The sequence below is a fragment of the Streptomyces hilarionis genome, from assembly GCF_024539675.1.
Lineage (GTDB): Bacteria > Actinomycetota > Actinomycetes > Streptomycetales > Streptomycetaceae > Streptomyces > Streptomyces hilarionis.
On the sequence record NZ_JAHHIT010000035.1, the window covers coordinates 1 to 24,136 of the forward strand.

Annotated in this window: 22 protein-coding genes and 3 pseudogenes; 10 read left to right on the forward strand and 15 right to left on the reverse strand. The window is 68.8% G+C overall.

Translation table 11 applies throughout. From position 1 onward, the window contains the following. Window positions 1–642 precede the first annotated feature (642 nt). Together KMS84_RS41850 and KMS84_RS05180 are read left to right on the forward strand one after the other, a co-directional pair. Window positions 643–1,167 (forward strand): transposase, encoded by a 525-nt coding sequence (locus tag KMS84_RS41850; protein WP_368860704.1) that lies wholly within the window; start codon window positions 643–645, stop codon window positions 1,165–1,167. Window positions 1,168–1,192: 25 nt separating this feature from the next. Continuing rightward, window positions 1,193–3,412, forward strand: coding sequence for a bifunctional glycosyltransferase/CDP-glycerol:glycerophosphate glycerophosphotransferase (locus tag KMS84_RS05180; protein WP_256914836.1), 2,220 nt, complete (start codon window positions 1,193–1,195; stop codon window positions 3,410–3,412). On the opposite strand, the gene KMS84_RS05185 is transcribed toward KMS84_RS05180, so the two are convergent. Beyond that, on the reverse strand, window positions 3,392–5,275 hold the full coding sequence (locus KMS84_RS05185) for a hypothetical protein (RefSeq protein ID WP_256914837.1): 1,884 nt from the start codon (window positions 5,273–5,275) through the stop codon (window positions 3,392–3,394). The two genes, KMS84_RS05180 and KMS84_RS05185, sit on opposite strands and share 21 nt — an antisense overlap. 168 nt (window positions 5,276–5,443) lie before the next feature. Here KMS84_RS05185 and KMS84_RS05190 point away from each other — a divergent pair, with 168 nt between their 5' ends. Beyond that, on the forward strand, window positions 5,444–5,596 hold the full coding sequence (locus KMS84_RS05190; protein WP_256914838.1) for a hypothetical protein: 153 nt from the start codon (window positions 5,444–5,446) through the stop codon (window positions 5,594–5,596). Between the two features lie 254 nt (window positions 5,597–5,850). On the opposite strand, the gene KMS84_RS05195 is transcribed toward KMS84_RS05190, so the two are convergent. Continuing rightward, a complete protein-coding gene (locus KMS84_RS05195) occupies window positions 5,851–6,426 on the reverse strand; it encodes a hypothetical protein (RefSeq protein ID WP_256914839.1) in 576 nt (191 codons plus the stop codon). 236 nt (window positions 6,427–6,662) lie between these two features. Here KMS84_RS05195 and KMS84_RS05200 point away from each other — a divergent pair, with 236 nt between their 5' ends. Further along, on the forward strand, window positions 6,663–6,887 hold the full coding sequence (locus KMS84_RS05200; RefSeq protein ID WP_256914840.1) for a hypothetical protein: 225 nt from the start codon (window positions 6,663–6,665) through the stop codon (window positions 6,885–6,887). Window positions 6,888–7,834: 947 nt separating this feature from the next. On the opposite strand, the gene KMS84_RS05205 is transcribed toward KMS84_RS05200, so the two are convergent. Beyond that, window positions 7,835–8,170 (reverse strand): hypothetical protein, encoded by a 336-nt coding sequence (locus tag KMS84_RS05205; RefSeq protein WP_256914841.1) that lies wholly within the window; start codon window positions 8,168–8,170, stop codon window positions 7,835–7,837. Window positions 8,171–8,900: 730 nt separating this feature from the next. Between KMS84_RS05205 and KMS84_RS05210 the strand changes: the two genes are divergently transcribed. Next, window positions 8,901–9,359 (forward strand): fibronectin type III domain-containing protein, encoded by a 459-nt coding sequence (locus tag KMS84_RS05210; protein ID WP_256914842.1) that lies wholly within the window; start codon window positions 8,901–8,903, stop codon window positions 9,357–9,359. Between the two features lie 470 nt (window positions 9,360–9,829). Here KMS84_RS05210 and KMS84_RS05215 read toward each other — a convergent pair. Both KMS84_RS05215 and KMS84_RS05220 read right to left on the reverse strand, forming a co-directional pair. Then, window positions 9,830–10,638, reverse strand: a protein-coding gene (locus KMS84_RS05215) for an IS5 family transposase (RefSeq protein WP_256914948.1) whose coding sequence is annotated in 2 segments (ribosomal slippage) — window positions 9,830–10,288 and window positions 10,291–10,638 — 807 coding nt in all. Because the reading frame shifts where the segments join, the coding sequence is not laid out codon by codon here. A gap of 113 nt (window positions 10,639–10,751) precedes the next feature. Continuing rightward, window positions 10,752–11,156: a winged helix-turn-helix transcriptional regulator gene (locus KMS84_RS05220; RefSeq protein WP_256914843.1), complete on the reverse strand. Its 405-nt coding sequence runs from the start codon at window positions 11,154–11,156 to the stop codon at window positions 10,752–10,754. Window positions 11,157–11,299: 143 nt separating this feature from the next. Between KMS84_RS05220 and KMS84_RS05225 the strand changes: the two genes are divergently transcribed. After that, window positions 11,300–12,172: an SDR family oxidoreductase gene (locus KMS84_RS05225; RefSeq protein WP_256914844.1), complete on the forward strand. Its 873-nt coding sequence runs from the start codon at window positions 11,300–11,302 to the stop codon at window positions 12,170–12,172. Window positions 12,173–12,200: 28 nt separating this feature from the next. Here the strand turns inward: KMS84_RS05225 and KMS84_RS43440 are convergent. Then, a pseudogene (locus tag KMS84_RS43440) lies at window positions 12,201–13,324 on the reverse strand (IS630 family transposase). Between the two features lie 308 nt (window positions 13,325–13,632). After that, a complete protein-coding gene (locus tag KMS84_RS05240; RefSeq protein ID WP_256914846.1) occupies window positions 13,633–14,247 on the reverse strand; it encodes a GNAT family N-acetyltransferase in 615 nt (204 codons plus the stop codon). Window positions 14,248–14,356: 109 nt separating this feature from the next. Between KMS84_RS05240 and KMS84_RS05245 the strand changes: the two are divergent. Beyond that, window positions 14,357–14,949 (forward strand): annotated as a pseudogene (locus KMS84_RS05245) (IS5 family transposase); the annotation flags it as partial. A gap of 78 nt (window positions 14,950–15,027) precedes the next feature. On the opposite strand, the gene KMS84_RS05250 reads toward KMS84_RS05245, so the two are convergent. Continuing rightward, window positions 15,028–15,513 (reverse strand): alpha/beta fold hydrolase, encoded by a 486-nt coding sequence (locus tag KMS84_RS05250; RefSeq protein ID WP_256914954.1) that lies wholly within the window; start codon window positions 15,511–15,513, stop codon window positions 15,028–15,030. Between the two features lie 91 nt (window positions 15,514–15,604). Next, window positions 15,605–15,826 (reverse strand): annotated as a pseudogene (locus tag KMS84_RS41855) (alpha/beta fold hydrolase); the annotation flags it as partial. Window positions 15,827–15,881: 55 nt separating this feature from the next. Between KMS84_RS41855 and KMS84_RS41860 the strand changes: the two are divergent. Next, window positions 15,882–16,292 carry a MerR family transcriptional regulator gene (locus KMS84_RS41860; protein ID WP_368860705.1) on the forward strand — a complete coding sequence of 137 codons (411 nt, stop codon included), beginning with the start codon at window positions 15,882–15,884 and terminating at the stop codon, window positions 16,290–16,292. 666 nt (window positions 16,293–16,958) lie between these two features. Here the strand turns inward: KMS84_RS41860 and KMS84_RS05260 are convergent. Continuing rightward, a complete protein-coding gene (locus KMS84_RS05260; protein ID WP_256914848.1) occupies window positions 16,959–17,312 on the reverse strand; it encodes an ANTAR domain-containing protein in 354 nt (117 codons plus the stop codon). A gap of 313 nt (window positions 17,313–17,625) precedes the next feature. Then, entirely contained in the window at window positions 17,626–18,306 is a 681-nt protein-coding gene (locus KMS84_RS05265) for a TetR/AcrR family transcriptional regulator (RefSeq protein ID WP_256914849.1), read from the reverse strand. A 108-nt stretch (window positions 18,307–18,414) separates the two neighbouring features. On the opposite strand from KMS84_RS05265, the gene KMS84_RS05270 reads away from it, so the two are divergent. Next, window positions 18,415–19,380, forward strand: coding sequence for an NAD(P)-dependent alcohol dehydrogenase (locus KMS84_RS05270; protein WP_256914850.1), 966 nt, complete (start codon window positions 18,415–18,417; stop codon window positions 19,378–19,380). Window positions 19,381–19,487: 107 nt separating this feature from the next. Here KMS84_RS05270 and KMS84_RS05275 read toward each other — a convergent pair whose 3' ends face one another. Both KMS84_RS05275 and KMS84_RS05280 read right to left on the reverse strand, forming a co-directional pair. After that, complete coding sequence (locus KMS84_RS05275; RefSeq protein WP_256914851.1) at window positions 19,488–19,646, reverse strand: DUF6417 family protein; 159 nt, start codon at window positions 19,644–19,646, stop codon at window positions 19,488–19,490. Between the two features lie 153 nt (window positions 19,647–19,799). Next, window positions 19,800–20,888: an alcohol dehydrogenase catalytic domain-containing protein gene (locus KMS84_RS05280; RefSeq protein WP_256914852.1), complete on the reverse strand. Its 1,089-nt coding sequence runs from the start codon at window positions 20,886–20,888 to the stop codon at window positions 19,800–19,802. A gap of 102 nt (window positions 20,889–20,990) precedes the next feature. Between KMS84_RS05280 and KMS84_RS05285 the strand changes: the two genes are divergently transcribed. After that, complete coding sequence (locus tag KMS84_RS05285) at window positions 20,991–21,884, forward strand: LysR family transcriptional regulator (RefSeq protein WP_256914853.1); 894 nt, start codon at window positions 20,991–20,993, stop codon at window positions 21,882–21,884. 294 nt (window positions 21,885–22,178) lie between these two features. On the opposite strand, the gene KMS84_RS05290 is transcribed toward KMS84_RS05285, so the two are convergent. Then, window positions 22,179–22,811 carry a LuxR C-terminal-related transcriptional regulator gene (locus tag KMS84_RS05290; RefSeq protein ID WP_438818902.1) on the reverse strand — a complete coding sequence of 211 codons (633 nt, stop codon included), beginning with the start codon at window positions 22,809–22,811 and terminating at the stop codon, window positions 22,179–22,181. Continuing rightward, window positions 22,811–24,031: a sensor histidine kinase gene (locus KMS84_RS05295; RefSeq protein WP_256914855.1), complete on the reverse strand. Its 1,221-nt coding sequence runs from the start codon at window positions 24,029–24,031 to the stop codon at window positions 22,811–22,813. Before KMS84_RS05295 ends, KMS84_RS05290 begins: the two co-directional genes overlap by 1 nt. Between the last annotated feature and the right edge of the window lie 105 nt (window positions 24,032–24,136).

A 24,136-nucleotide genomic window follows, 5' to 3' on the forward strand; every position in this document is an offset into this window, starting at 1 on the left:
GAGCGGGATATGCCCCGGCAAGCCGGGGCATACAAGAATTCGCTCCGCGAATTCATGAAATCCGCAAGCGGATTTCTAATAAAGCGCTGCGCGCTTTATATAAGTATTTCCGCTTCGCTCCAACACTGAAGAGGGTTATAGTTCCCGCAAGCGGGAACTACAGGCGTCCGCTGCGCTCCCGCCCAACCGGCTCCGCCGGGCTGGCCGCTGAGGGGGTGTCGGGCGGGAGTTGCCCGACACCCCCTCAGCCCTGTTTGCGCCTCGCGGCCCGATTGGCGGCCAGCAGTGAGCCGAACATGAGGATCAAGCAGGCTGCCACCAGGATGCGAGCAGTACTGGCGCCATCGATTATCCGCCACACAAGCAACGTGATACTCCAGCAGAGCAAGGGCCAGAAAACCCACGGTGTCCACCGGTTACCTGGCATGGCCCATGCTGGCGGCGTACGCGGGCCAGAGTGTTCCGTCATGACTCTCCCTCCGGTCTCTCCATCGACTGCCCTCGACTGCCGCTTTGCAACGCGCCTCCTGGGTAACGAAGTTGAGGGTTTCTCGGGGTGGAGTATCTGGCGCACGCCCATCCTCCCTAGCGGCCTTCGATTCCGAGATGACGTCGCAGCGCGATGCATCATAGTGGAACGCTGTGTATGTTTTGGAGTCAGGCTGGCATGGCCTCATTTTCGCGTGTGACGTCTATTCCTTTACGCCTGGCTTCGTTCATCAGGCGATCGACTGGGCCCTCCTGATTACGCCTGGACAGCGGCACGACAGTGTCTGTGCTCAGCCTCAGCTCGAACGCGTTCGTGTGCCCCGCAACAGCGTTGGCCGACCGCGGTGCCGTCCCGACCACGTGATCGCAGACAAGGCGTGCAGCTCGCGCGGATTCCGTGCCTACCTGCGGCGACGCGGGATCGCGCACACCATCCCAGAGAAGGCCGACCAACAACGACACCGTCACCATCGCGGCCGACAAGGCGGCCGGCCTCCGCGATTCGAATCTCACACTTACCGCCGACGCAACACTGTCGAACGCTGCTTCAACCAGCTTGAGGGCTTCCGTGGCATCGCCACCAGATACGACAGGACCGCCACCTCCTACAAGGCAGCGGTCAGTCTCGCGGCATTCATGCTCTGGGCAAGATCCGTTTGCAGACGAACCCTACTGTGAACGGTCGTCATCCACAGGAGGTCCCATGGCAGCGGCAGCTGAGGCAGCCACCCGCGAGTCCGACGTGCTCATCAGCCTCGTGCTCCCGGTCTACCGCGTCGAGGCATTCCTCCGTCCCTGCCTCGACTCCATCCTCGCCCAACCCTTCACCCGCTTCGAGGTCATCGCCGTCGACGACGCCTCCCCCGACGGCTGCCCCGAGATCCTCGACGAGTACGCCCGCCGGGACCCCCGCGTCCGGGTCTTGCACCTCGCGGCCAACGGCGGGCTCGGCGAGGCCCGCAACGCCGGATTCGCGCAGGCCCGCGGCACATACGTATGGTTCGTCGACAGCGACGACTGGATAGCCGACGGCAGCCTCGCCGCCATCGCCCCCCGGCTCGAGGCGAGTCGCCCCGACGTCCTCTTCCTCGACTACGCCCGCGCCCTGCCCGACGGCACGATCGAGCCCAGCCCGCGCGCACATCTCCTGCGCGAGCCGGCACCCCCGGACACCTTCGACCTCGCCGCCCGTCTCAGTGTCCTCGAGCTCATGATGACCGCCTGGAACAAGGTCATCCGCCGCGACTTCCTCGCCGGCCTCGACATACGGTTCGGCCTGGGGCTGTACGAGGACCTCCCGGTCACCTACCCCATCCTGCTCGCCGCCGAGCGAATCGCCCTCCTCGACCGGGTCTGTTACTACTACCGGGAGCGCCGGGCCGGCGCGATAACGACCACGGTCAGCGACCGGCACTTCGACGTCTTCGGCCAGTACGAGAAGGTCTTCGCCTTCGTTGAGGGGCACGGCGACACCTTCGACGCCTTCCGCGCCCCGCTCTTCGACCGGGCCATCTGGCACTACACGACCATCATCGACGACTCGTCCCGAGTTCCCCCACGACACCGCCGCGAGTTCTTCCACCGCATGGCCGGGCACTTCACCCGCTACCGGCCCGCCGACCACACCTTCCCGGCCGGCGCCCGCGGCGCCAAGTTCCGCCTCGTCGCCCGCGACGACTACCGACTCTTCGCCGCCCTCGGGCCGGTCAACCGCCTCCGGCTGAAGGCCCGTAAGGGCGCCGCCATGACGAAACGCACCGCGCGCACGACCGTGCGCCGGGCACGCGCGCTGCCCTCGTTTCTCTACTACGAACTCCAGCGCCGCCTCCCCCTCGACGACCACCTCGCGGTCTACGCCGCGTACTGGTACCGCGGCTACTCCTGCAACCCCCGTGACATCTACGAGCGCGCACGCGAACTCGCCCCGGACCTCCACGGGGTGTGGATCGTCCGCGAGGACGCAGTCGCCTCCCTCCCTCCGGGCGTCGACCACGCCGTGGCGGGCTCGCGCCGCGCCCTGCGCCTGCTCGCCCGCGCAAAGTACCTGGTCAACAACGTCAACTTCCCGCACACCATCGCCAAGCGCCCCAGGTCCGTGCATCTTCAGACCCTGCATGGCACCCCTCTGAAGGTCATGGGCCTGGACCAGGAGAGCTACCCGCTCGGCGCCCGAGACATGAACTTCACGCGGCTGCGCAAGCACTCCGCCCGCTGGGACTACCTGCTGTCCGCCAACCCGCACTCCTCGGGCATCTGGCCCCGCGTCTACCCGGGCTCGTACGAGCTGCTGGAGTACGGCTATCCCCGCAACGACCGCTACTTCGACACCGGTCCCGACGAGATCGCCGCGATTCGCAAGGAGCTCGGCATCTCCCCGGAGCAGACCGCGGTGCTCTACGCGCCGACCCACCGCGAGTACGCGGACGTCGGCCCGCTTCTGGACCCGGACCGGCTGGCGGCCGCGCTCGGGCCGGACCACGTGCTGATGCTGCGCTCTCACTACTACGACGCCGAGGGCAAGGAGCCGCAGTCCGGCGGCGGCCGGCTGCTGGACGTGTCGAAGCACCCCGTCGTCGAGGAGCTGTGCCTGGCGGCCGACGTGCTGGTGACGGACTACTCGTCGATCATGTTCGACTACGCCAACCTGGACCGGTCGATCGTCGTCTACGCCCCGGACTGGGAGACGTACCGCAGCACCCGGGGCGTCACCTTCGACCTGCTGGAGCAGCCGCCCGGCACCGTCACCAGGACCGAGGAGGAGCTCACCAAGGTGCTCCTCCACGGCCAGGCGGACGACGACGCGGCCCGGCGGGCACGGTCCGCGTTCCGCCGCCGTTTTTGCACCTTCGACGACGGACACGCCGCGGAGCGGGTGGTACGGCGGGTGTTCCTCGGCCAGGACTCAGCCGGCGGCCCGGCGTAGGAGGGCGTCGAGGGCACGCTCGAAGGGGGCCAGCGGGTCGGCCTCCACCGGACCGAGGAGACGGGCGCGCAGTCGCCCCCGCTCGTGGGCGAGCGGGTCGGGCGCGCCGCCCGCACGGTCGAGGAGTTCGTCGAGTCCGGCGAGGTCCGGGCCGATGAGGTGGCCGGCCGCCGCTGCCGGATAGCGCTCCCGGAACACGTCGGCGTCGAGGCCGGCCGGGTTGGCGACGGCGTACGGCTTGTCCGCCGCCAGGAAGTCCGTGACCACGCCCGACACGTCGGCGATGAGAACGTCCGCGTGGTTGAAGCAGTCGTAGAGGCCGGGGCGGGAGCCGGCCGTGACCCGGTGACGGGTGCCGTCGGCCCAGTACGCATCCTGCCACTCGGCGAGCACCGCTTCCCAGTCGGCGGCGGGCCGGGCAGCGTCGCGGGCGGTCTGCGCCTCGTCGCCTCGGCCGGCATGCCGCACCGCGTCGAGCCGGGCGGCCATGCGCTCAAGCCGGGCGTCGTCCTCGGTGGCGCCGCCGTTCGCGGCCTCAATCAGCGCGAGGATCTCGGCGTGCGCCGCCTTCGCCCGCCGGTCGAGAGTGCCGGTGAGCGGGTGCGGCCGGTAGAGCAGCCGGATCGACGGCTGCCGGGCCAGCAGGGTACGGACAAGCGCCGGGCCCATTGTGATCAGCGAGGTGGCCGCGCCCTCGTCGCCGTGGAAGCCCTCCCAGGTGGGCGCGTAGAGCACGGTCGGCTGCGGGGCCGCGACGGTCGTCGCGGCGACGGGCCACAGCGAAGGCCGCCCCACCTCGACGACGTCCGTGTCCGCGACCCCGACGCCCGAGCGGGCGTACCGTTCGCGGCCCGCCGGGCCGGCTACCCACACCTCGTCGTAGACCTTGGTGAACGGGTTGAAGCTAGTCGGCTTGTCGCTGTCGCCGTGCCCGATGTAGACGGAACGGAACTGCGGCATCCGCAACAAGTGGGTGTTGTTGGCGGCGTTGGCGGCGAACAGCGCCACCCGGGCGCTGGGCAGCTCGAAGGCGGCCAGGTCCTTGCCGAGCGGCAGGCAGACCACCGGCCGGGTCGTCGGGTCCAGCCGGGGCAGCATCTCGCGCTCGCGCAGCACGATCACCACCCGGCGCTTTGTCCGGTCGAGGACGGGCAGCCAGCCGTTGAGCTGGTACGCGGAGTGCAGGTCGCCGGAGAAGTAGACGACAACCTCGGGCTCGGATGCCCGTACCTGCTCCCGGACGGCGTCCAGTACGCGTCCCTTGGCGGCGAGATGCCTCGACCGCCAGGCGGGTACGGCGAGCAGGACGACGGCCACGACGCCCGCGAGGACGGCGGCCGCGGCGCCACCGGCAGCCCACCGCGCGCCGGCCTCCACGGCGACCGCGGCACCCGCGACCAGCGGCAGGTCGATGAAGGCGATCGGCCCGCGGTAAAGGTCCATCAGCCGGCGCGGCGGAGCGTCCGGGATGCGCAGAACAGAGAGATCGACGTTGCGAGTGACGGCGGGCAGCCGTCGGCACCACCACACATACAGCAACAGCCCACCGTATGCCACCCGCAGCGCCTGCATCGCAAGGAAGCCCAGGGCCACGAGGACGAAAGCGCCCGACCCGCCCTCCCCGGCCCGCGCCAGCAACACCAGGGCGGAAGAACCGCGCAGCACGGAACCCGACGCAACGCTCAGGCCCACGCGGGGCAGCGGCTGCATCCCGCTGGTGACCCGCTTCACCACGACTGGTTCGGCGAGGTAGCCGACAGCGGCACACATGGCGTAGGCCCACCCACTCGGGACCACCGCCGTCACGAACATCCCGAGCAGCGCAAGCAGCAGCACGCCGACCGTGAGGGGCAACTTCTTCAAGATCTGAGAGCGCAGGGACACCCGACGGTTCTACCAGTGCCGGTCCAGCGACGTTCGCGCGGGTCAGGGTCGTTTCGGCCCTCGGGTGCCAGGCGCGGAGTTCGCCGGTCATGGCGGGGGCAGTCTGGTGATGCGCTGTTCGGCCCAGGCCAGGACTGTGTCCGTGTCGTGAGCGTTCATGGCGAGATCGACGACGACGTCCACGCCGCCTTAAGCCAGGCCCTGATGCCCGATGACGACGCGGCGGCGCCGCTGCGGATCGTGGCGGACCTCAACGGCGTCACCTTCGGCTGCGGTCAGGCGTGGGATCAAGGGGCGTAGGTGATCCTGGGCCGGACGTCTCATCCCAGGGGACTGGAGTGCGGGGAGGAACGGCGGGAACGGGTCAGGCGGTCGGCCGGCCGACCGGTCCGAGGAGGTAGTTGCCGGGGCGTTGGGGATCGGCGCTGAGGTAGAAGTCGACGATGGCGGTGCGGTATTCGTGGTGACCGGGTTCGCCCAGGGTCAGCGCGGCACGTCATGGGCTTGCAAGCCTCCACAGGTCGGTCCGCGCACGGGCGTGGTCCGCGGGACACTCACGGACCAGGTGGTAGAGGTTCTCGAAATACTCCTGCCAGCGGCTCGGATCCGGCGTTTTGGTCCAACTCCAAGATCTCGGCGGGGGGTTTACCGAGGCGGCGGGCGATGCGCTCATCGATGCGGCGTGCCCGGGCCGGCACAAGGGTCACGACCTGGCCACCGTCGCGAAGCTGGTGGGAGAGGCTGTCCAGCCGCTCGTCCAGGTCCAGGCCGTCGTCCGAGCCGTCACCCTCATCGGGAAGAGTGGCGGTGTCAACGGCGGCGCGGAAGGCGGCGCGAACCGTCGCCTCCGGTACCGGGAGACCTTCGGCGAACAGCAGCAGCGCCAGGTCCGTCGGCCGCTTGCCGCGCCCGGACATGCGGCCGAGAGCCACGGCAAGGTCGAAGCTCTCGGGCGGCGGCGTGGACGTGCTGCCACGGCCCTGGCCGAGGCCTCCGCCTGGGATGTTCCCCGGCATAAGTCCGGCCCGCCGCCAGCCCGCGAGTTGCTTTGCGGTGATGGTGAGGTCGTGACGCGCCGCGTGATCGATGAGCTGCTGATCGGCCGCGCTGGGTCCGTCGCTGGAGGACATGGCGCGAAGGTAGCGGCGCCCGCACCGGCCGCGGACGGGTTTTAGAGACCCCCCACCTTCGTCGGGTCGGTCTGCTACCCGTCCTCTGAAATGGCAGTGAAGTGGCAACCGTATGGCGTACCAACGCCGTTCCGGATCAGCCACGTTGGAAGTCACCTGAACTGCCTGCACGAAGTATCGCGCCCGCCCGTGGGCGCTGCTGCTGTGCGCCCAAGCCGCAAAGGAGCTCACCTCGCATGACCACCGACACGGACGACTCCCGTCCTCGGGACCGCGATCACCAGGAACTTCGCCTGGTGGTGCTTCTCCTCGCCCTGGTGGTAGGGCTGCTGATCACCGGTGCGGCCGTCTACCTCACCCGCGAGCACCCGAGTCTCGCGCAGCCCCTGGGCGTAGGTGCCGCCGTCCTCAGCGCGCTCGCCGCCATCGCCGGCATCGTCGCCCGCGTCATACGGCGATGATGCCGAGTCCGACAGCCGGGGCCCTCGCCGTGTCACGGAAACTCTGCTCCCAGTTCACTGCTGTCCAGATCCCGGCTTGTGGCCCCACGTGGTGAAGGAGCCATGCCCGCCAGGACGAGAGGCAAGCACCTGAGACCCGGTCAAGACGGGACGGTGCGCCTCACGCTCGGCCGTCGTCGCATCGGCACGATTTCGGATTGACCGTCGATGCATGTAACCGGCCTGGATGCCGGGTCGGCAACTCTGCGAGCTGCGGCTTTCTTCGCTCGTGCGTTACGGCAAGCACGCCGGGCCTTCGAATCTGGTGACACCGCGGTCGCCGCGCAGAGGTAGCCGGCGCACGCGTTGCCATCGGCCCGTCGGTTGCGGCCCTGGTGCGGCGGTGCAGTTCCTCGGCGACAAGGTGTGTCGCTGGGCTGTCGGACGGGTCCAGCCAACCCCCGGCTCACCGCCCTGATCACATCCGAGAAAACAACACAGCCCGCGACCTCGTCCACGCGTGCGGGCTGGACCGCGGAGCGCTACCTGCGACCCTGGCCGCCAATTTGGTCCATCTGCTTCGGGCCAGCAGCGAAGTGATCCGTGAAAGCTTGGCGTGCGTGCGACCCGTTCAGCAGACGCCCCACAGCGAGGCGTGCCTCGACGAGAACAGCGTCGGCCGATGAGCGCCCTCGCCGAGCAACTCTCCCTGATCACCCCGGACGAACCCGCGCCCCCTCCGGCCGACGATGTAGTAGCCGTTGCGCACTCTTTCCAGGTGCTCTTCCCGGCGATGCCATACGTGGCGCATGTGCCGAAAGCGGTTGCAGGTCGATTGACGGCTCGGCACACTTTGGGATTCCGCCTATTCGCCACCGCGCCCCGCTCGCTTTGTTGGAGCGGGGCGCGGGTCGTTATTTAGCGTTCAGTGTTTCAGTTGCCTTTGGAGCGAAAGCGCCGGTGCTGGCTTAGCAGTCCTTCTCCTTGATTCCCGATCCCTCGGTCCAGAGGATGCCGCCATAGCGGAAGCTCTCGGTCTTGTTCGCCCCGATGGTGAAATTCGGGTCCCTGTCAGCTGCGACGGTGACCGAGAAGCACGCCTTGTGGCTGCACGAGTTCTTGACCTTCACGTACCTGCCACTGCCGCTGTTGTACCAGTCGAGGACCTTCAGACAGCTGGCCGTGGCGCTTGCGTCGGAAGCGCCACCCGCCTGACTGCTCGGTGCAGCCGAAGCCGCACTCGCGGAACCGATCGCCAAGGCGATGGAGGATACGGCTATGGCGACAGCGCTCAACTTGCGCATGTGTTTTCCCCTTTTGACAAGCGTTTGGTGAGCCTGGTCAGGGCGCACAGGTGATTCCTTTCACCTGTTGGCGATCTTTTCGCCGTGTCATGGCCCTAGGAAGGTGGTGGTGAGGGGTGTGGACTCTCCGCCAACTGCTCGTGGACTGTCCGCCAAGGTCGAGGCGCTGAGCTCGGTCATGTCCTCGTGCACGGCAAGCGCCTCACCTTCATCGAGGCACCCACCGCGACGACGAAACAACCCTTGATGGAGAGCGCAACGAAGCCGAGGCCGACGCCTTCGCCGGCGACACCCTGATCCCGCCTGAGCACGCCGCCGCCTACCGGCGCGTCGCCCAGCTCCCCACGCCCACACCAAAAGCGAAGCCTTCGCCCGTCAGGCCGCCGTCGCCCGCGGCATCGTCGTGGGACGCCTCGAGTACGACCGCGCCCTGGACTGGTCACACGGCAATAAGCTCAAACGCACCATCGATCACCCCAACCGGCGACCTCAAAGCCGGCTGACAACCCCAGCGGGTCAGTGCCGCCGTCCCCTGCTGAGGGGCTTGTCGGTCCACCCCACCGACGCGAAAATCTCACCGCTCTCGCAGCCGTCGGACTGCAGGCTGCGCACGTCGCATGCGACGTCCGCAGTGGGCGAGGAGGCAGGGTAGGGCCGTGCCAGCCCTACCCGGCCTGGCGGACGGGCAACGGCAGGCAACACCGTGCGCTGGCATGCCTAGTCGGACCACGTGGACCACTACGAGGTGTGGGCGGCGCCCGTGGGCGGACAGGACCTGGACGGGCCGGACGAAGTACGCGGCACCGCCTACACCGACCCGCGGGCCCCGCAGGACGTGCCCGTCACCTACACCGTCGAGGCGGTCGACACATCGGGACGGCGTTCCGGCGTCTCCGAAGCAGTGAACGCCACGCGGCCCGCGCCGAGCACCGGGCCGAAGCCCAGCGGGTTGATGGCTCGGCACGACGGGAGCGGGGTCCTCATCTCGTGGGACGGGCACTCCGGTGACATGGGCCAGAACTACCGTGTCTACGCCCAGTCCCCCGACCCGTACGCATCGTCCCTCCTTGCTACCTCCTACCCCCCCGACGGGGAGGTGCGGGTCCCGAGAGCTGGCGGACTCTTCTACGTGGTGAGCGTCGACGACGAAAGCAGAGAGTCGGCCCCCGCCTATGTCGGTGCCTACTGAGCACCACCTGACCCGAGCAGACGTTCGTCGGGGGGTCGACCACCGACGTGGGACACACATCTCGATGCCGATGTCGGGCGCCTGAGGAGCAGGGACCGGACATCGGCATCGAGGCGGTCGCCACCGCGATCGGCGTGCGCCTGCCGCTCAGCGCAGCCGGTCACGACGTGCAGGTCGCGGGCGCACGCGGGCCCGATGCCGTCGCGCCGGACGTTCTGGAAACCGGCACCCGTGCCGTTGCTCTTGACGACGCCGTCAAGTCGAGCAGGGCCGGGCGCGTCGGCCTCCGCGGCCGGAGTGGACGGTGGAGCTCGGCATCGGCGCCAGCCGCTCACCGTGCAGATCCATACCGGGGACTGCCATGCGGTGGGGACTAGGCCGAGGCGCGCCGTCTCCTGGCCGACGGCCTGCGTGCTTGCACGCACTGCCGGCCCGACACCCGCCTGAACGTCATCGACTTAGACGTCATTTCAGTTGGTGAGTCGGCGGTGACATATGAGTGTCGCGGCGATGGCGGTGAAGGCGAGGAAGTGTTCAGGCTTGCGCTCATAGCGGCGGTGCAGCCGTCGGCAGCCGGACCGCCAGGACACGGTCCGCTCCACGACCCAGCGGTGCCGGCCCAGGCGTCGGGATGACTCGATGCCTTTACGGGCCAGGCGGTGCCGGATGCCACCGGAAGCCAGCCATCGTCGCAGGTGGCGGTAGTCGTAGCCCTTGTCCCCGTGCAGCTTGCCGGGCCGTCGGCGGCGGGGACCGCGATGTGAGCGGATCGGCGGGATGCTGCGGACCAGCGGTATCAGTGCCTGGCTGTCGTGGAGGTTCGCAGCGGAGATCCCGATCGACAGAGGCAGACCACGGCGGTCCACGATCAGGTGGATTTTCGGACCCTTCTTGCCGCGGTCGGTCGGATTCGGTCCCGTCAGCTGCCCCCTTTGAGGGCCCGGACGCTGACGGAGTCGGTCGCGCACCGCGACCAGTCCAGTCCGCCGCGGGAACCAAGTTCGTCCAGGACCAGCCGGTGGAGCTTGGCCCACACCCTGGCCTCGGTCCACTCGGTGAACCGGCGAAAGGCAGTCACGCCCGACAGGCCGAAGCCCGGCGGCAGTTGGTTCCAGGTGCAGCCCGAGATGGCCACGAAGATGATCCCGGCCAGCACTTCACGGTCCCCTCGCCGCCGATGCCCGCCACCCTGCGGGCGTTCCGGGGCCGGCGGGACTACCCGCTGGAACAACTCCCACAGGTCCTCCGGTGCCAACCGTTCGACAAGCGCACTAGTCATCACCCCAGACTGCCGCAAGATCACACCGACTGAAATGACGTCTAAGGTGGGTCTGATTGTCGGGCCGGTCTCGGCGAGGCGGCCGTCCATGACCAGGGCCTGGCCGCCGCTGACTACCTGGTGCGCTCAGTGCGGTCGTCGTACTCTTCGCGAGCGGTGATGACTTCTTCGATGTGCAGCACGGACCACTCCGTGAGCGCCTTCAGCGGTTCCCGTAGCGTCTGGCCGAGCGCGGTCAGCTCGTACTCCACGTGCGGCGGCACCTCTGGGTAGACGGTCCGGCTGACCAGCCCGTCGCGTTCGAGGGTGCGCAGCGTCTGGGTGAGCATCTTCTCGCTCACGCCCGCCAGCGTCTGCCGGAGCTGGCCGAACCGGGAGGTCCCGTTCCGGCCGAGTTCGCCTAGCACGAGGACCGCCCACTTGCTGCCGATCTGGTCGAGCAGGTCCCGCGACGGGCAGCCGCGCTCATAGGGATCGAATGACGGCATGGGCCCGGTCACATTCTCGACAGCAGCCATACGGCTCACCTCAATGCTTTCGCTGCGGTAAGTACCCTACCAAGAAGTGGCTACTCCCCAACGGAGAGTGTCCAGGTCATTCTTGTTCCATCCCGCGGCGGACGTACCGCGGCAGGCGTGCGAGGCACGCGCGGAAGGAAGGAATGACCATCATGCCGATCGTCGTCACCGGAGCCACCGGCCAGCTGGGCAGGCTTACCGTCGAGGCACTGCTGCGGCGCGGGATCCCGGCCGCGGACATCATCGCGACCGGCCGGGACATCGCCAGGATCAAGGACCTGGCCGACCGAGGCATCACGGTACGCCGCGCCGACTTCGCGGACACCGACGGCCTGGCCGAGGCATTCGCGGGGGCGGACAGGCTGCTGCTGATCTCGGCCTCGGTCCCCGTGGGCGAGCGGGTCGTCAACCACCGCCGCGTGATCGACGCCGCGGCGTCGGCAGGCGTGTCGCTGGTGGCGTACACGAGCACGACGCACGCGGACACGGCCACCACCGTCATCGGTGCCACGCACGGCGAGACCGAGGCGTATCTGCGGGACCGCGGAATCCCCAGCGTGCTGCTGCGCAACGGCTGGTACCTGGAGAATTACACCAGCCAACTGCCGCAGATCCTGCAGAGCGGCGTGGTCGTCGGCGCCGCAGGCGAGGGGCGGATCAGCGCCGCGTCCCGCGCCGACTACGCCGAGGCCGCAGCGGTCGTCCTCACCGCTGAAGGCCACACCGGCGCCGTGTACGAGCTCGGCGGCGACGAATCCTTCACCCTGACTGAGCTCGCCGCCGCGATCTCCGCTGCGGCCGGAAAGCAGGTTACCTACGCTGACCTCCCGGTGGCCGACTTCGCCCAGGTACTGGCCGCCGCGGGCCTGCCCGCCGAGCTGGCGGAGGTCCTCGCTGACGCTGACCGCGGCATGAATCGCGGCGAGATGTACACCGACTCAGGCGACTTGCGCCGCCTGCTCGGCCGGCCACCCGTAACCCTGGCCGAGGCACTCGCGGCCGCCCTGCATGACTGAGGTTGAACTTGTGATGTGGCCGGGTCGCTCAGGTGGGTCTGATCGTCAGGCCGGTCTCGGCGAGGCAGCCGTCTATGAGTTCGCTGCGGTACTGGATGTGCCGTAGGCCGCGCCGGATGCGCTGGACGAGGTGTTCGGGGGTGCTGAAGGCGACGTTGGAGAGCCAGCCGCGTCGCAGGAGGGACACGACCGCCCCCAGACCGGCTTCGTCTACGCGCCCGACGCGTTCTCCTTCATCGTGACCAGATCCCCTCGACGGGGTTGAGGTCGGGTGCGTAGGGCGGCAGGTAGTAGATGGTCAGCCAGTCCCGGGCCTCGGCGAACTTTTGCAGGTCGGCGGCCTTGTGGACGTTGAGGTTGTCCCAGACGAGCACGATCGGGCCGCCGAGCTGCTGGTGTGCTGCGATCAACAGGTCCCGGTAGTCGCGCCAGGAGAAGCTCTTGCGCCCATCGCGACGCCCGTCGTCATGGCGGGGCCGGTAGCTGAGCTGGAGCGGAGACCGAGTTTGTAGCAGGTCAGCGCGGCGTTGGAGATCCGTCTGCGGGAGCGGCCGCGGACCCGCACCACCGGGGTTCGGCCGCGCTGTGACCAGGTCTTCGCGTGCGGCGGCGTCATGGAGAATCCGGCTTCGTCCTCGACGACGAGCCAGGCTCCACGGGCCGCCGCGAGTCTTCCGCGCAGGGCCACACCTCCTTGACCCACCCGGCCACCGCCTCGTCGTCCCGCTCCATGGCGCGTCGGGCCGGGACCTGCCATGACCAGTCATTACGCGCCAGCAGTTTCCGCACGCCCTGGATCGTGCAGTCCATGTGGAAGCGCTGACCGATCACCGTCTTGATCCGCGCCAGTGTCCAGCGCTGGTCCTCCAAGCCGTGCGCGGCTGGCCCCTTGGCCAGCTCCTCCTCCAGCTGCGCGAACTGCTCCTGGCTCAGCCTCGGCAGCGATGCCGGCCCCTGCGACCGCAGGGCCCGCGGACCGCCCTGCTCCCACTTCTGCCGCCACCGTTGTACCGAGCGGACGTTGACGCGCAGAGCCTTGGCGATGACCGAGCCCGCCTCGCCCTGGGCGAACCGCTCGGCCGCCTTGAGCCGTAACTCCTCGCGGAAAGGCTGCCGTTCGGCAGTCAGCCCGCCTCCTTGTGGATACCGCATGCCCCGGTGATGCCGCACGGGCGACGAGCCATCAGCCCCTACGACATCACGAGTTCAACCTCAGTAACGGGGGCCGAGCTTGATCAGCATGGCCGCATACGCCCGCAGTCTGCGGGCCAACGGTGTGCCCGTTCCCGAATTGCCCGCAAGCTCGTCATCCCCACGGGCAACAGGGCAAGCGACCCTCAGTCGCCACCGTCTACCGCATCCTCGCCGAGGGTGAAGCGGAGAACTGAACAGCCATCAAGGCCTCAAGATCAACTCATTGCCCCTTTGACCTGTATTTCGGCGATACCCCGTTCGTGGCGCTATTTGCAGGAGCCCTGTCCTGCGAGGCGGGCGATCAGTCTTTTCTTGGCCGTGGGCCACTCCTCGGCGAGGATGGAGAAGTACACGGTGTTCCGCCAGGTGCCGTCCGGCCGCCGGCGGTGGCGTCGCAGTACGCCTTCGCGCTGCGCTCCGATGCGCTCGATGGCCGCCTGTGAGCGGTGGTTGAGGTGATCGGTCTTCAACTGCACTCGCCCCGCGCCCAGTTCTTCGAACGCATGGGTGAGCAGGAGTAGCTTCGTCTCGGTGTTCACGGCGCTTCGCCAGTATGCGCGGCCGTACCAGGTCCAGCCGATCTCGAGCCGCTCGTTGGCCATGTCGATGTCCATGTATGCAGTCCAGCCGATGGCTTTGTCACCGGCCCGGTCTATGACCGCGAACGGAACACAGTCGCCCCGCTCGGCGTCCTCCAGCAGCTCAGCGAGCTTGGCGCCCAGTTCCTCCTCGGTCTGCGGGGCGGGGCCGCCCTGCCACTGCCAGACCAGCTCATCACCGCCTCCAGCAGCGAACAACTCGCCGAGATGCCGCATCGTCAGGGGCTCAAGGCGTACATGGCGACCGATAAGCGTGGTGGGCAATGGGGGCCGGGCAGACATGGACCGGAAGGTATCCGTGTTTGGTGCCACAGGCAAATGGCGCTTGGCTTGATGCGACACCCTTTTAGACGCCATGTCAGTTGTCGTGATCTTGCGGCAGTCTGGGGTGATGGCTGCTGCGCTTGTCGAGCGGATGGCGCCGGAAGATCTGTGGACGTTGTTCCAGCGGGTGGTGGCGCCGGTGCCTGTCCGCCCTCAGAGTGGAGGGCACCGGCGGCGAGGGGACCGGGAGGTGTTGGCCGCGAGCATGTTCGTGGCCACCTCAGGCTGCACCTGGAACCAGTTGCCACCAGACTTCGGGCTATCGGGCGTGACGGCCCTCCCTCGGTTCACCGAGTGGACCGAGTCCAGGGTGTGGCCCAACCTCCACCGCCTGGCCCTGGATGAACTCGGTTCCCGGAGTGAGCTGGACTGGTCGCGGTGCCCGATCGACTCGGTCAGCGTCCGAGCCCTCAAAGGGGCTAGCTGACGGGACCGAATCCGACCGACCGTGACAAGAAGGGCTCAAAAATCCACCTCATCGTCGACCGCCAGGGACGACCCCTTGTCGATCGGCATCTTCGCCGCCAATCTCCACGACAGCCAGGCCCTCATCCCGCTGGTCTGCGACATCCCACCCATCCGCTCGCGTCGCGGCCTCGCCGCCGGCGGCCCGGCAAGCTGCACGGTGACAAGGGCTACAACCCATCTCGGCTGCGACGCGCGGGATCGGACGAGTCTTGCACCGTTCGATCAGACGGCGACGCCCCTCGATGGACAGCGGTGCATTGGCATGAGTTCTCACCTGTCCGTACCCTCACCGTGGCACGTTACGGATTGGGCAAGCCAGTCGCTGAGAGCGCGAGACACACGCGACGGCGTTTCAACAGGGGCAAGGTGCCCAACCTCGCCCAGCACGGTCACGCGTGGTCTCCCGGGGAGCCGGTCTTGCAGTTGAGCTGCCTGGTCGACGGAAACCCAGGGGTCCTGCTCGCCCCAGCCGATCGTCACCGCGCAGCTCACCTGCTGCAGGCGTTCCGCGACCGGCCTGGTGTGTTCAGGCCGGAGCGCAGCGATCTGACGGTAGAAGGCCGACTGACCTGATGCCCCCAACCACGGCCGACTCAAAGTATCTACCCAATCGGTTGTCAACTGGTGGTGTGCAGCACCGGCGATGTACTCCTTGACCAAGGCCGTGTGGAGCGTGGCTGGGAGTTCCGCGAACACGTCGGCATGGTCGGCGACCAGTCGGAAGAACGGCGATCCCCACGGATCGAGTGTCACCACGTCCCCGCCTGTCCAGGCGCCAGTACGTGAGCAGCTGAGCGAATCGTGACATCTGGGAGGCAAGATCGATCGGTACTGCAGGATCGTTCGGTGATCTGCCGTAGCCGGGCATGTCCCACATGAACACCCGATACCTGCTGCTGAGGTGCCGTGCAGCATCCGCCCATACCTGTGACGACCAGGGCGTGCCATGACAGAACACCACGTCTCCCTGCGGAGCCCCCCGCTCGGGGACCAGTACGTATGTTGCGATGCTTGCCCCGTCGACGGTGATGTGGACAGGATCCGACAGTCGCGATTCCCTCGTGTTCATGCGATGAAGCTAGAACCTCAGGTCAACCTGAGGTCAAGCAGGGATAATGGCCCCCATGAAGATCGGAGAGGTCGCTCACCGTCTTGGAGTAGCGGTGCATGTGCTGAGGCACTGGGACGATGTAGGCGTCGTCGTGCCCGAGCGCACACCGTCAGGCCAGCGCGACTACAGCGAGGAGCACCTTCACCGCTTGCGGGTTCTGCGTGCATGCCAGGGCGTCGGCATGAGCCTGCCGGAGATCCGGCAGGTTCTGCACCGAGGTGAACCCGAGAGAACGGGGGTGATCGAGCGGCAACTCCACAGGATCCGGACGCAGCGAGCACAACTCGAGGGTGCCGAACGATTCCTCGTGCACGTGATCAACTGTGAGCACGACCTACTCACAAGGTGCGATGCGTGCACGAGTTATGCGGCAAGCGTCCCCCTGCAGGAGGACGAGCCCGCGACGCCGTCAACAACGCCCTGACCCGCAACAATTAGCCAAGTGAAATGGCCTCTCAGCTGGCGATGATCGACCTGATGCGCCGCCGCCTCACCCGCGAAAGCACTCCGAACTGGCGCGATGCCTGATCGACCTGTCGGCACTCCACCTACCCTCGCAAGACCCGAGCACGTTGTTCCAGGAGTTCAACGCAGTCACGGAGATCTGGCCGCGGGAGGCCGGCACGCTCACGCATCAGCGCGATGGCCTGAATGTGGCGTCCCGCAGCGACCAGTTCGTCCACGTCTCGCTGGTCACCAACCGGCAGCCGATCCCACAGAGCATCGTTCATCCATACATTGAACCGCTCGGCAGCATCGGTTGGATCACCAAGTTTCCACAGGTAGGGCAGACCCCCTACAAACACCACCACCGGGATAACACGCTCTTTCAGGTGGGAGGGAGCTGGCCAGGGCCGAGGACGCGCCGTGCGCTGCGCCCGCCGGGGCCCAGGGCGGGGGCAGGTTCTGCGGGCGGCGCGGGTGGCTGGTCCGCTGCGCGGCGGTGCCGGGCCGGTCGGCGGGTTCCGCGGCGGCGGGGCCGGGGGGGCCGGTGCCCAGAGGGTGGCGAGGGGTGCTCACAGCGCCCATCCTGGCAGCCCCGGCACCCTGTCCCGGCTCATGGCGGGAGGCGCTTCCACGCCTGACCGCCTTACCCAGACGACTCCGGCTGCTCCGGTGGATCATGCTGGGAGCAGCGGCGTAGTGCGGCGTCCAGTTGCTCGCCCAGCGGCTCGGGCAGTGGCTGGTGCCCCAGCGCCCACCGGATCAGGGTTACCGCGATCGTGTGCAGTTTGACGTTGAGATGCTGGGAGACCTCGCGCAGCACCTCGAACCCGGCGGCCGGCGGCAGCCGGTGGACCGCGATGAGGACACCGATGGCCTGATCGACCGTGGCATGAGCGTCGACGGCGTGCAGCAACTGCGCATTCACCTGTTCTAGGCGGGCGAACTCAGCGTCACGCGTTTCGCCTGCCGACGCCCGCTGATCACGGGAGGTCGTCATCACTGCTTCTCCGAAGGGGGACCAGAGTGTTCTCCCGTACGCCTGCCCCAAACCAGGTCCGTAGAACACCCCCAGCCTGAAACGAAGATCACACACGACAACGGAGAGGCTCTTCACCGACCATCGCCGGCGAAGAGCCCAAGAGGCTGTCTCCCCAACCCCTCCCCCGCCGAGTCCCCCGACATTGGCGCGCCACTCGCTCCCTACGGCCAGGATGACCTCGCCAGTTTCCCCCCGCCGCCTCGCCTCGGGCCTGTTGCGAAAGTGGCACGGTCGCCTGAAGCGCGGGCCACGCGGCAGGCGCCGCTTTGTATCAGGCTCTGGGGGGTCGATGTCCCTGGGAGCCGTCGGCCGCGAGCGGAAGACTGCGCAGCGACAGTGCACTCGGCGCCGGCAGCGCTCCGTGGGCCGCCTCGGCGCGGAACGACTGGAGCAAGTAGGCCACCAGACGCCGGGACGCCGCATGGTCATCCGGCAGTGCGGTGACCAGACCGCAGTGGGACAACAGGGCTACGGCAAGGTCGGAAGGGTGGAAGTCGGCCCGCAGCGCGCCCGCCGCCTGAGCCCTGCGGACCAGGGCCATGAAGTCCCGCTCGGCCTGTTCGCATACTCGCGTGCGTTCTCGCGTGGTGTCCGGAAAGGCCGAGACGAACGCGGCCGGGAAGCCCCGTTCCTCCCGTTGCAGTTCGCAGACCGTCTCGACCAGTCGCTGGAAGCCCTGCCACGGATCGGGGTCGGCCAGCGCCTCGGTGAGCGCCTGAGCGCAGGTGTCCGTCTGGTGCGCGAACGTGGCCCGCACCAGGGCGTCCCGCGTCGGGAAACGCCGGTACAGCGTCGCCACGCCGACGCCCGCTCGCCGGGCCACGGTCGCCATGGGCGCGTCGATGCCGTGCTCGGCGAAAACCACGCGGGCGGCCGAGAGGATGCTCAGCCGGTTGCGCCGGGCGTCCGCCCGCAGACCGTCCTGCCCCGCGATCCGAGAGGATTCCCCCACCACTGTCTCTCACCTCCGGTCAACTGGACGATCTCGTCCGCTTGCCAGCCTACGCTCGGCGCCACGATCCCCCCGCACGGCCACTGTGGCGAAGGTGAGAACACAACGATGGACGACCGCACGATGAGAGCCGTACTGTTCGACCGCTTCGGCGGCCCCGACGTGCTGTACGTGGGCCGGGTGCCACGCCCCGCCCCGGCACCCGGCGAGGTCCTCGTACGCGTGCACGCGTTCAGCGTGAACGGCGCCGAACTGGCCGCCCGTTCCGGTCGGCTCCGCCTCATCACCGGCCGAAAATTCCCGCAGCGCATCGGGCTGGACTTCACTGGCGAGATCGCCGCACTCGGCACCGGCACGACTGGCGTAGCGGTCGGCGACCGGGTGTGGGGCGTCCTGGGCCGTAACTCCGGATTCGGCAGCGCCGCCGAGTACGTGACGGTACGGCCCGAGCGGCTCGGCCGGGTCCCGGAGGGGCTGGACCTCGTGGCCGCCGCCGCACTGCCGGTGGCCACCACGGCCGTCACGGCTCTCCACGACAAGGCCGCACTGAGTCCCGGCGAACGGCTGCTCGTACGGGGCGCGGCGGGCGGCGTCGGCAACGCCGCCGTCCAGCTTGGACAGGCGTACGGCGCCGAGGTCACGGCTCTGGCCCGCGCTGCCAACCTCGACTTCGTCCGTGCGCTCGGTGCCCACCACGCCGTCGACCACAGGACCGTGTCCCCAGCGGAACTGGGATTGTTCGACGTGGTCTTCGACACGGCGGGCACCGACCTGCGAACCGTACGGCGGTTGCTGAAGCCCGGCGGACGCATGGTCACCATCGCCTTAGACCTGGCGCGGCCCGCCGCCTCGCTGGGCTACATCGCGATCAGCGCCGTCCACGGACGCGGCCGGGTGCGCTTTTTCAGCGGCAACCCCGAACGTGCGCTCTTCGACGACCTTGCCCGCCAGGTGACGGAGGGGAAGCTGCGGCCGGCGGTGGACACGGTCTTCCCGCTGGAAGAGACAGCATCGGCACACCGGGCGCTGGAGGCGGGCGGGGTGCGGGGCAAGTACGTGGTCAGGGTCCACTAGGCGGTGGTGCGAGGCACCGGTCCTGGAACGGTGAGGTCAGCATGTGACGTACCTCAGCACCCGCCCATGACCCGCCCCGCCCCGCGGCCAGCCGAGAGGGGCAATGCTCAGGCCAAGGAAGGGATACGGGCGCCGATCTCGCGGGCCAGGCGGTCCGCTTGCGGAGCGGTCGGCCCGCCCTCCAGGGCCACCGCGCGCAGCACTCGCAGCACGTCTTGGGCCTCGGCCAAGGTCAACAGGGGCAGCCGCTGCGTGTCGTGCACCATGGGGCGAAGTCGATCTCGTCGAGGTCGAGGTGGTCGTAACTGTGCATGATCCGGGCAACGTCAGCGGCGGGCGGCAGGTCACGGAGGTGAACGGCTGCGGCCCCGGGCCGGCGTTGTCGCCGGCGCCTCACATGTGGGGATCAGTCGGTCTTGTCAGCGAACCTGTGGGGTGAGGGCAGTGCGGTCGAACGGGCCACCATGTGAAGCGGCGTACGTGACGGCCTCGTTGACGGCGTTGAGGCCGAACGACCGGACCCGTTCGGTGGCGAGGTCCAGGGTGCCCGAGGCGAGGAGCCGGATGATGCCGACATTCGCTGCACGCGGGTACATCCACTGGCCGCGCACGGTAATCGAGTTGCGCATGATCCATGGGTACGGGAGGGCGAGGTCGTCGCCACCGAGCATGCCGACGCCGCCCATGAGAACGACGCGGCCGTATTCACGCACGGTCATGGCCGCCGTGCGCGCTGACGAGCTGGGTGCGCTCGGCGGCAGCAGGTCGATCACCATGTCGATCGGGCCGTCGGCCGCCGCGGACATCGCCGCACGGTCGCCGGCCTCGTCCCCGGTGAGCGGGACCGGACGCAGACGCGGACCGAACCGGTCCGCGAGGAGGTCGAGCGTGGCCCGGTTGCGACCCGGGGCGACCACGCGGCCCGCCCCCATGGCAAACGCCACCGCGACCGCACTGCTACCGAGGTTGCCGGTGGCCCCGCTGACGAGCAGCGTCTCACCGGCTGCGAGCCCGCCGGCCAGCAGCCCGCCGTAGGGGATCACGTACACGGCGAGCGCGGCCCAGCGGGCAGGGTCGTCCCCCGCCGCTGCGGGAAGCGGGAAGACGTTCTCCGTAGGGACCCGCATGAGCTCGGCGAACGACCCGTCGTGCAGGTACCGGGCGAGGCGCGCGCCGCCCTCGCCGCGGGAGCTCCAGCCCTGAAGCGTGATGTCGGGCGTCAGGGCGTCGTCCCGCGAGCGCACCGTCGAGTCGCACCACACCAGGTCGCCGGGGCGCAGCCGGGTGGCGTCCGAGCCGACGTGGAGGACCCGTCCCACGCCGCCGATACCGGGCACGACGGGAGGGATCAGGGGGTAGTTCCGTTCGCCGCTGAAGACCTCAGCCGCGTACGGAGCTACACAGGCGGCGAGGACCTGGACCACCACCTCGCCGCCGCCAGCCTCGAGATCGGGGACTTCCCGCACCGTGAGCGGGGCACCGAACCGCGTCAGAACCGCTGCTCGCACCTGATGACCTCCGTGTTCGTCCTTGTTCGCCGGGATCGACACTAGGAACCCGGGCGACGTGCGGGAAGCGACGATCAGGCATCTGTGGTATGCGTATCCCGCATGGACATTTCCAGTACGGGCCTACGGGTCCTGCGGCAGATCGCCGAGTCCGGCAGCTTCACCGCAGCAGCCACCCGGCTCGGCTACACCCAGTCGGCGGTCTCGCGCCAGGCCGCCTCCCTCGAGCGAAGCGCGGGCATCGCCCTGTTCGAACGCCGCCCCGACGGAGTACGGCTCACCCCGGCGGGACTGACTCTGCTGCGCCACGCGCGCACGATCCTGGACTGCCTGACTGCGGCCGAACGCGACCTCACAGGCACCGTCCCGCGTACCGAACTGGTGCGGCTCGGACTGTTCCTGAGCGCGGGCGCGGCCATCCTGCCTCTCGCCCTCACCCGCCTCGCGGCGACCGACCCGCAGATCACGCTCACGACTACCGAGGGCACCACGCCCTCCCTGGTCCGCGCACTGCGCGCGGGCTCGATCGACCTTGCCGTGCTGACGTCCCGACCGCCCCACCGGCCTTTGGACGGCGAGTCGCCGCGCCTGCACGTCGAGACCGTTGCGGACACCGAACTGGTCGTGGCGGTACCTTCGACCGGAGAGTTCGCGGGCCGCACCGTGGTGCACGTCGACGAATTGGTTGACGCCCGGTGGATTGCCGCCCCGGCGTCAAACGCCGAGCCACTGCTCGGCGTCTGGCCCGGCCTGCCCGGACGGCCGGACATCGTCCACTGCGCGCGCGACTGGTTGACGAAGCTTCAACTGGTCGCCGGTGGCTTCGGGGTGACGACGGTGCCCTCGCGGCTCTCGCCGGTGCTGCCGCCCGGGGTGAGCCTGCTGCACGTCGAAGGCGCACCTCCCGAGATCCGCCGGGTTCTCGTGGCGCGGCTCCCCGGCCGCCCCACCCCGGCGATCACGGCCGTCACCCGAGCAATTGCCTTGACCACCTGATACGTGCACGCCGCAGAAATTGTGCGTGATCGACCGGGGCGGATGAACGTAGGTCTCCAACAGACCAGGCAATCACTGGAGGCCCACCATGTTCACGCCCAGCTCTGGTTCAACCAGGCCGACCAGTGGCATCCAGCAGGGCTCGGCAATGAGACCTTCAAGGAGCTGCGGGCACAGCCGCCGCCTCTTCGAGGGCACCCGCCACATCCTGATAGCCATGTCCGACCGAGCTCCCGCGCCGCTGCGCACCGCGGCCTCATCCTCCCCCTGCTCCGCGAGGACGAGGCCGCGCCGTCATGCCCTCAGGAAGGCGAGGACCGCGAGGACCCGGCGGTGGCCCTCGGTGTCCACCGGCAGGTCCAGCTTGTTGAAGATGTTGCCGATGTGCTTGTTCACGGCGGCCTCGCTGATGAACAGGTGCTTGGCGAGACTGGCGTTGGTGCGGCCCTCCGCGATCAGCCCCAGCACCTCGCGCTCCCTTGGGCTCAGCCGCTCCAGCGGATCCTGGCGCAGCCGCACCAGCTGGGTGATCACCTCGGGGTCGACCACGGTGCCGCCGGCGGCCACCCGCTCGATGGCGGACACGAAGTCCACGACCGCGCTCACGCGCTCCTTGAGCAGGTAGCCCACCCCGGCCCCGCCACCCGAGTCGAGCAGGCGCAGCGCGTAGGAGCGCTCGACGTACTGGCTGAGGACAAGCACGGGCAGGCCGGGGAACTCCTCGCGCAGGACGACCGCCGAGCGCAGCCCGTCGTCGCTGAGAGACGGCGGCATGCGTACGTCGGTGACGATCAGGTCCGGCCGGTCGGCGCGCACCGCCGCTACCAGGGCGTCGGCGTCCCCGACGGCCGCCATCACCTCGTGGCCGACCCGTTGCAGCAGCCCGACGAGCCCTTCGCGCAACAGGACGGCGTCCTCGGCCACGATCAGGCGAAGCGACACGGAACCTCCACGTGCAGCAGGGTGGGCCCCCCGGCCGGACTCGACACCCGCATCCGGCCGTCGAGCGCCGTGACCCGGTCCGCGAGCCCGGTCACACCGCTGCCCGCTTCGGGATCGACCCCACCGTGACCGTCATCCGTGATGTCGAGGATCAACAGATCGGAATGGTAGCGCCCGCGTACCTGGGCGCTGGTGGCTCCGCTGTGTTTGGCGATGTTCGTCATGGCCTCGTTGATCAGGTAGTACATCGTCGTCTCCAGCTTCCTGGGCAGTCGTTCGGGCAGTCGCAGATCCACCCTCACCGGGATCGGGAACCGGCCGGCGTAGTCCTCGATCGCCGCGACCAGTCCGTGGTCGGCGAGGACGGGCGGGTTGAGGCCCCGGATCAGTGCCCGCAACTCCTGGTGGGCGGTGGACAGCTGGGCCTCGGCCTGGGTCAGCAGCTCGGACTGCGCGGAGCCCTCCGGGACCTCCAGGCGCATCAGCCCCAGGGTCATCCCGAGCGAGACCAGCCGCTGCTGCGCCCCGTCGTGCAGGTCGCGCTCGATGCGTACCCGCTCGGCGTCGAAGGCGTCGAGCAGCCGTGACTGCGAGGCGCGCACCTCGCGCAGTTCCTCCCCGAGCTCCTTGTCGCGCGGGGCGAGGAAGGTTCGCGCCATGGCGGCCCGCGCCCCCGCCCAGGACGTCACCGTGTACGGCGAGGCCAGCAGCACGATCGCCCCGAACACCGTCCACGGCCAGGTCTCGCGACCAGTCGTGGCGAAGGTGGTGGCGGGGATGCCGAAGGAGAACGCGAGGACCATCAGGTCCATCCACCACAGTGCCGCCGCCGACAGCAGGGTGAACATCAACTCCCGCCAGGTCACCTGCTCCTTGAGCCGGGTGGCCGTCCAGGCGCGCAGGCCGGGGCCGTCCGGGGCCCGGTGCGGGTCGGACAGGTGGTCGAGGTCCACCAGGCGCAGTCGGCGGCGCTCCACCCGGGCCACCAGCGTGGACACCAGCACCATTCCGACCAGCGGCGCGACACCGATCAGCACGACCAGCAGAGCGAGCCCCGCGGCCAGGCCCAGGGTGAAGACCAGCACCGCCGCGGCGCCGACCACGACGCCTCCGCTCAGATAGGCCAGCGACCGCCAGGGCCAGCTCGAGGTCAGAAAGCTCAGCGGACGCTGAGCCATGGCCTGCCAGGCTGTTGTGGGTTGCATGCGATCAACGTAACTGCGGGGAAAAGGATTTGGCGGTAGAGCTGCCTCTACCTCAGGAGTAGAGGGTGGATCAGTGCCCCGGGCACCCCCCGTGCAGTGGAATCG

What these genes read in the sequence shown, in the direction of transcription:
- KMS84_RS05180 (WP_256914836.1), top strand. Translation starts at nt 1,193, where the DNA reads ATGGCAGCGGCAGCTGAGGCAGCCACCCGCGAGTCCGACGTGCTCATC.
- KMS84_RS05195 (WP_256914839.1), bottom strand. Translation starts at nt 6,426, where the DNA reads ATGTCCTCCAGCGACGGACCCAGCGCGGCCGATCAGCAGCTCATCGAT.
- KMS84_RS05200 (WP_256914840.1), top strand. Translation starts at nt 6,663, where the DNA reads ATGACCACCGACACGGACGACTCCCGTCCTCGGGACCGCGATCACCAG.
- KMS84_RS05205 (WP_256914841.1), bottom strand. Translation starts at nt 8,170, where the DNA reads ATGCGCAAGTTGAGCGCTGTCGCCATAGCCGTATCCTCCATCGCCTTG.
- KMS84_RS05220 (WP_256914843.1), bottom strand. Translation starts at nt 11,156, where the DNA reads ATGGCTGCTGTCGAGAATGTGACCGGGCCCATGCCGTCATTCGATCCC.
- KMS84_RS05225 (WP_256914844.1), top strand. Translation starts at nt 11,300, where the DNA reads ATGACCATCATGCCGATCGTCGTCACCGGAGCCACCGGCCAGCTGGGC.
- KMS84_RS05240 (WP_256914846.1), bottom strand. Translation starts at nt 14,247, where the DNA reads ATGTCTGCCCGGCCCCCATTGCCCACCACGCTTATCGGTCGCCATGTA.
- KMS84_RS41860 (WP_368860705.1), top strand. Translation starts at nt 15,882, where the DNA reads ATGAAGATCGGAGAGGTCGCTCACCGTCTTGGAGTAGCGGTGCATGTG.
- KMS84_RS05260 (WP_256914848.1), bottom strand. Translation starts at nt 17,312, where the DNA reads ATGACGACCTCCCGTGATCAGCGGGCGTCGGCAGGCGAAACGCGTGAC.
- KMS84_RS05270 (WP_256914850.1), top strand. Translation starts at nt 18,415, where the DNA reads ATGGACGACCGCACGATGAGAGCCGTACTGTTCGACCGCTTCGGCGGC.
- KMS84_RS05275 (WP_256914851.1), bottom strand. Translation starts at nt 19,646, where the DNA reads ATGGTGCACGACACGCAGCGGCTGCCCCTGTTGACCTTGGCCGAGGCC.
- KMS84_RS05285 (WP_256914853.1), top strand. Translation starts at nt 20,991, where the DNA reads ATGGACATTTCCAGTACGGGCCTACGGGTCCTGCGGCAGATCGCCGAG.
- KMS84_RS05295 (WP_256914855.1), bottom strand. Translation starts at nt 24,031, where the DNA reads ATGCAACCCACAACAGCCTGGCAGGCCATGGCTCAGCGTCCGCTGAGC.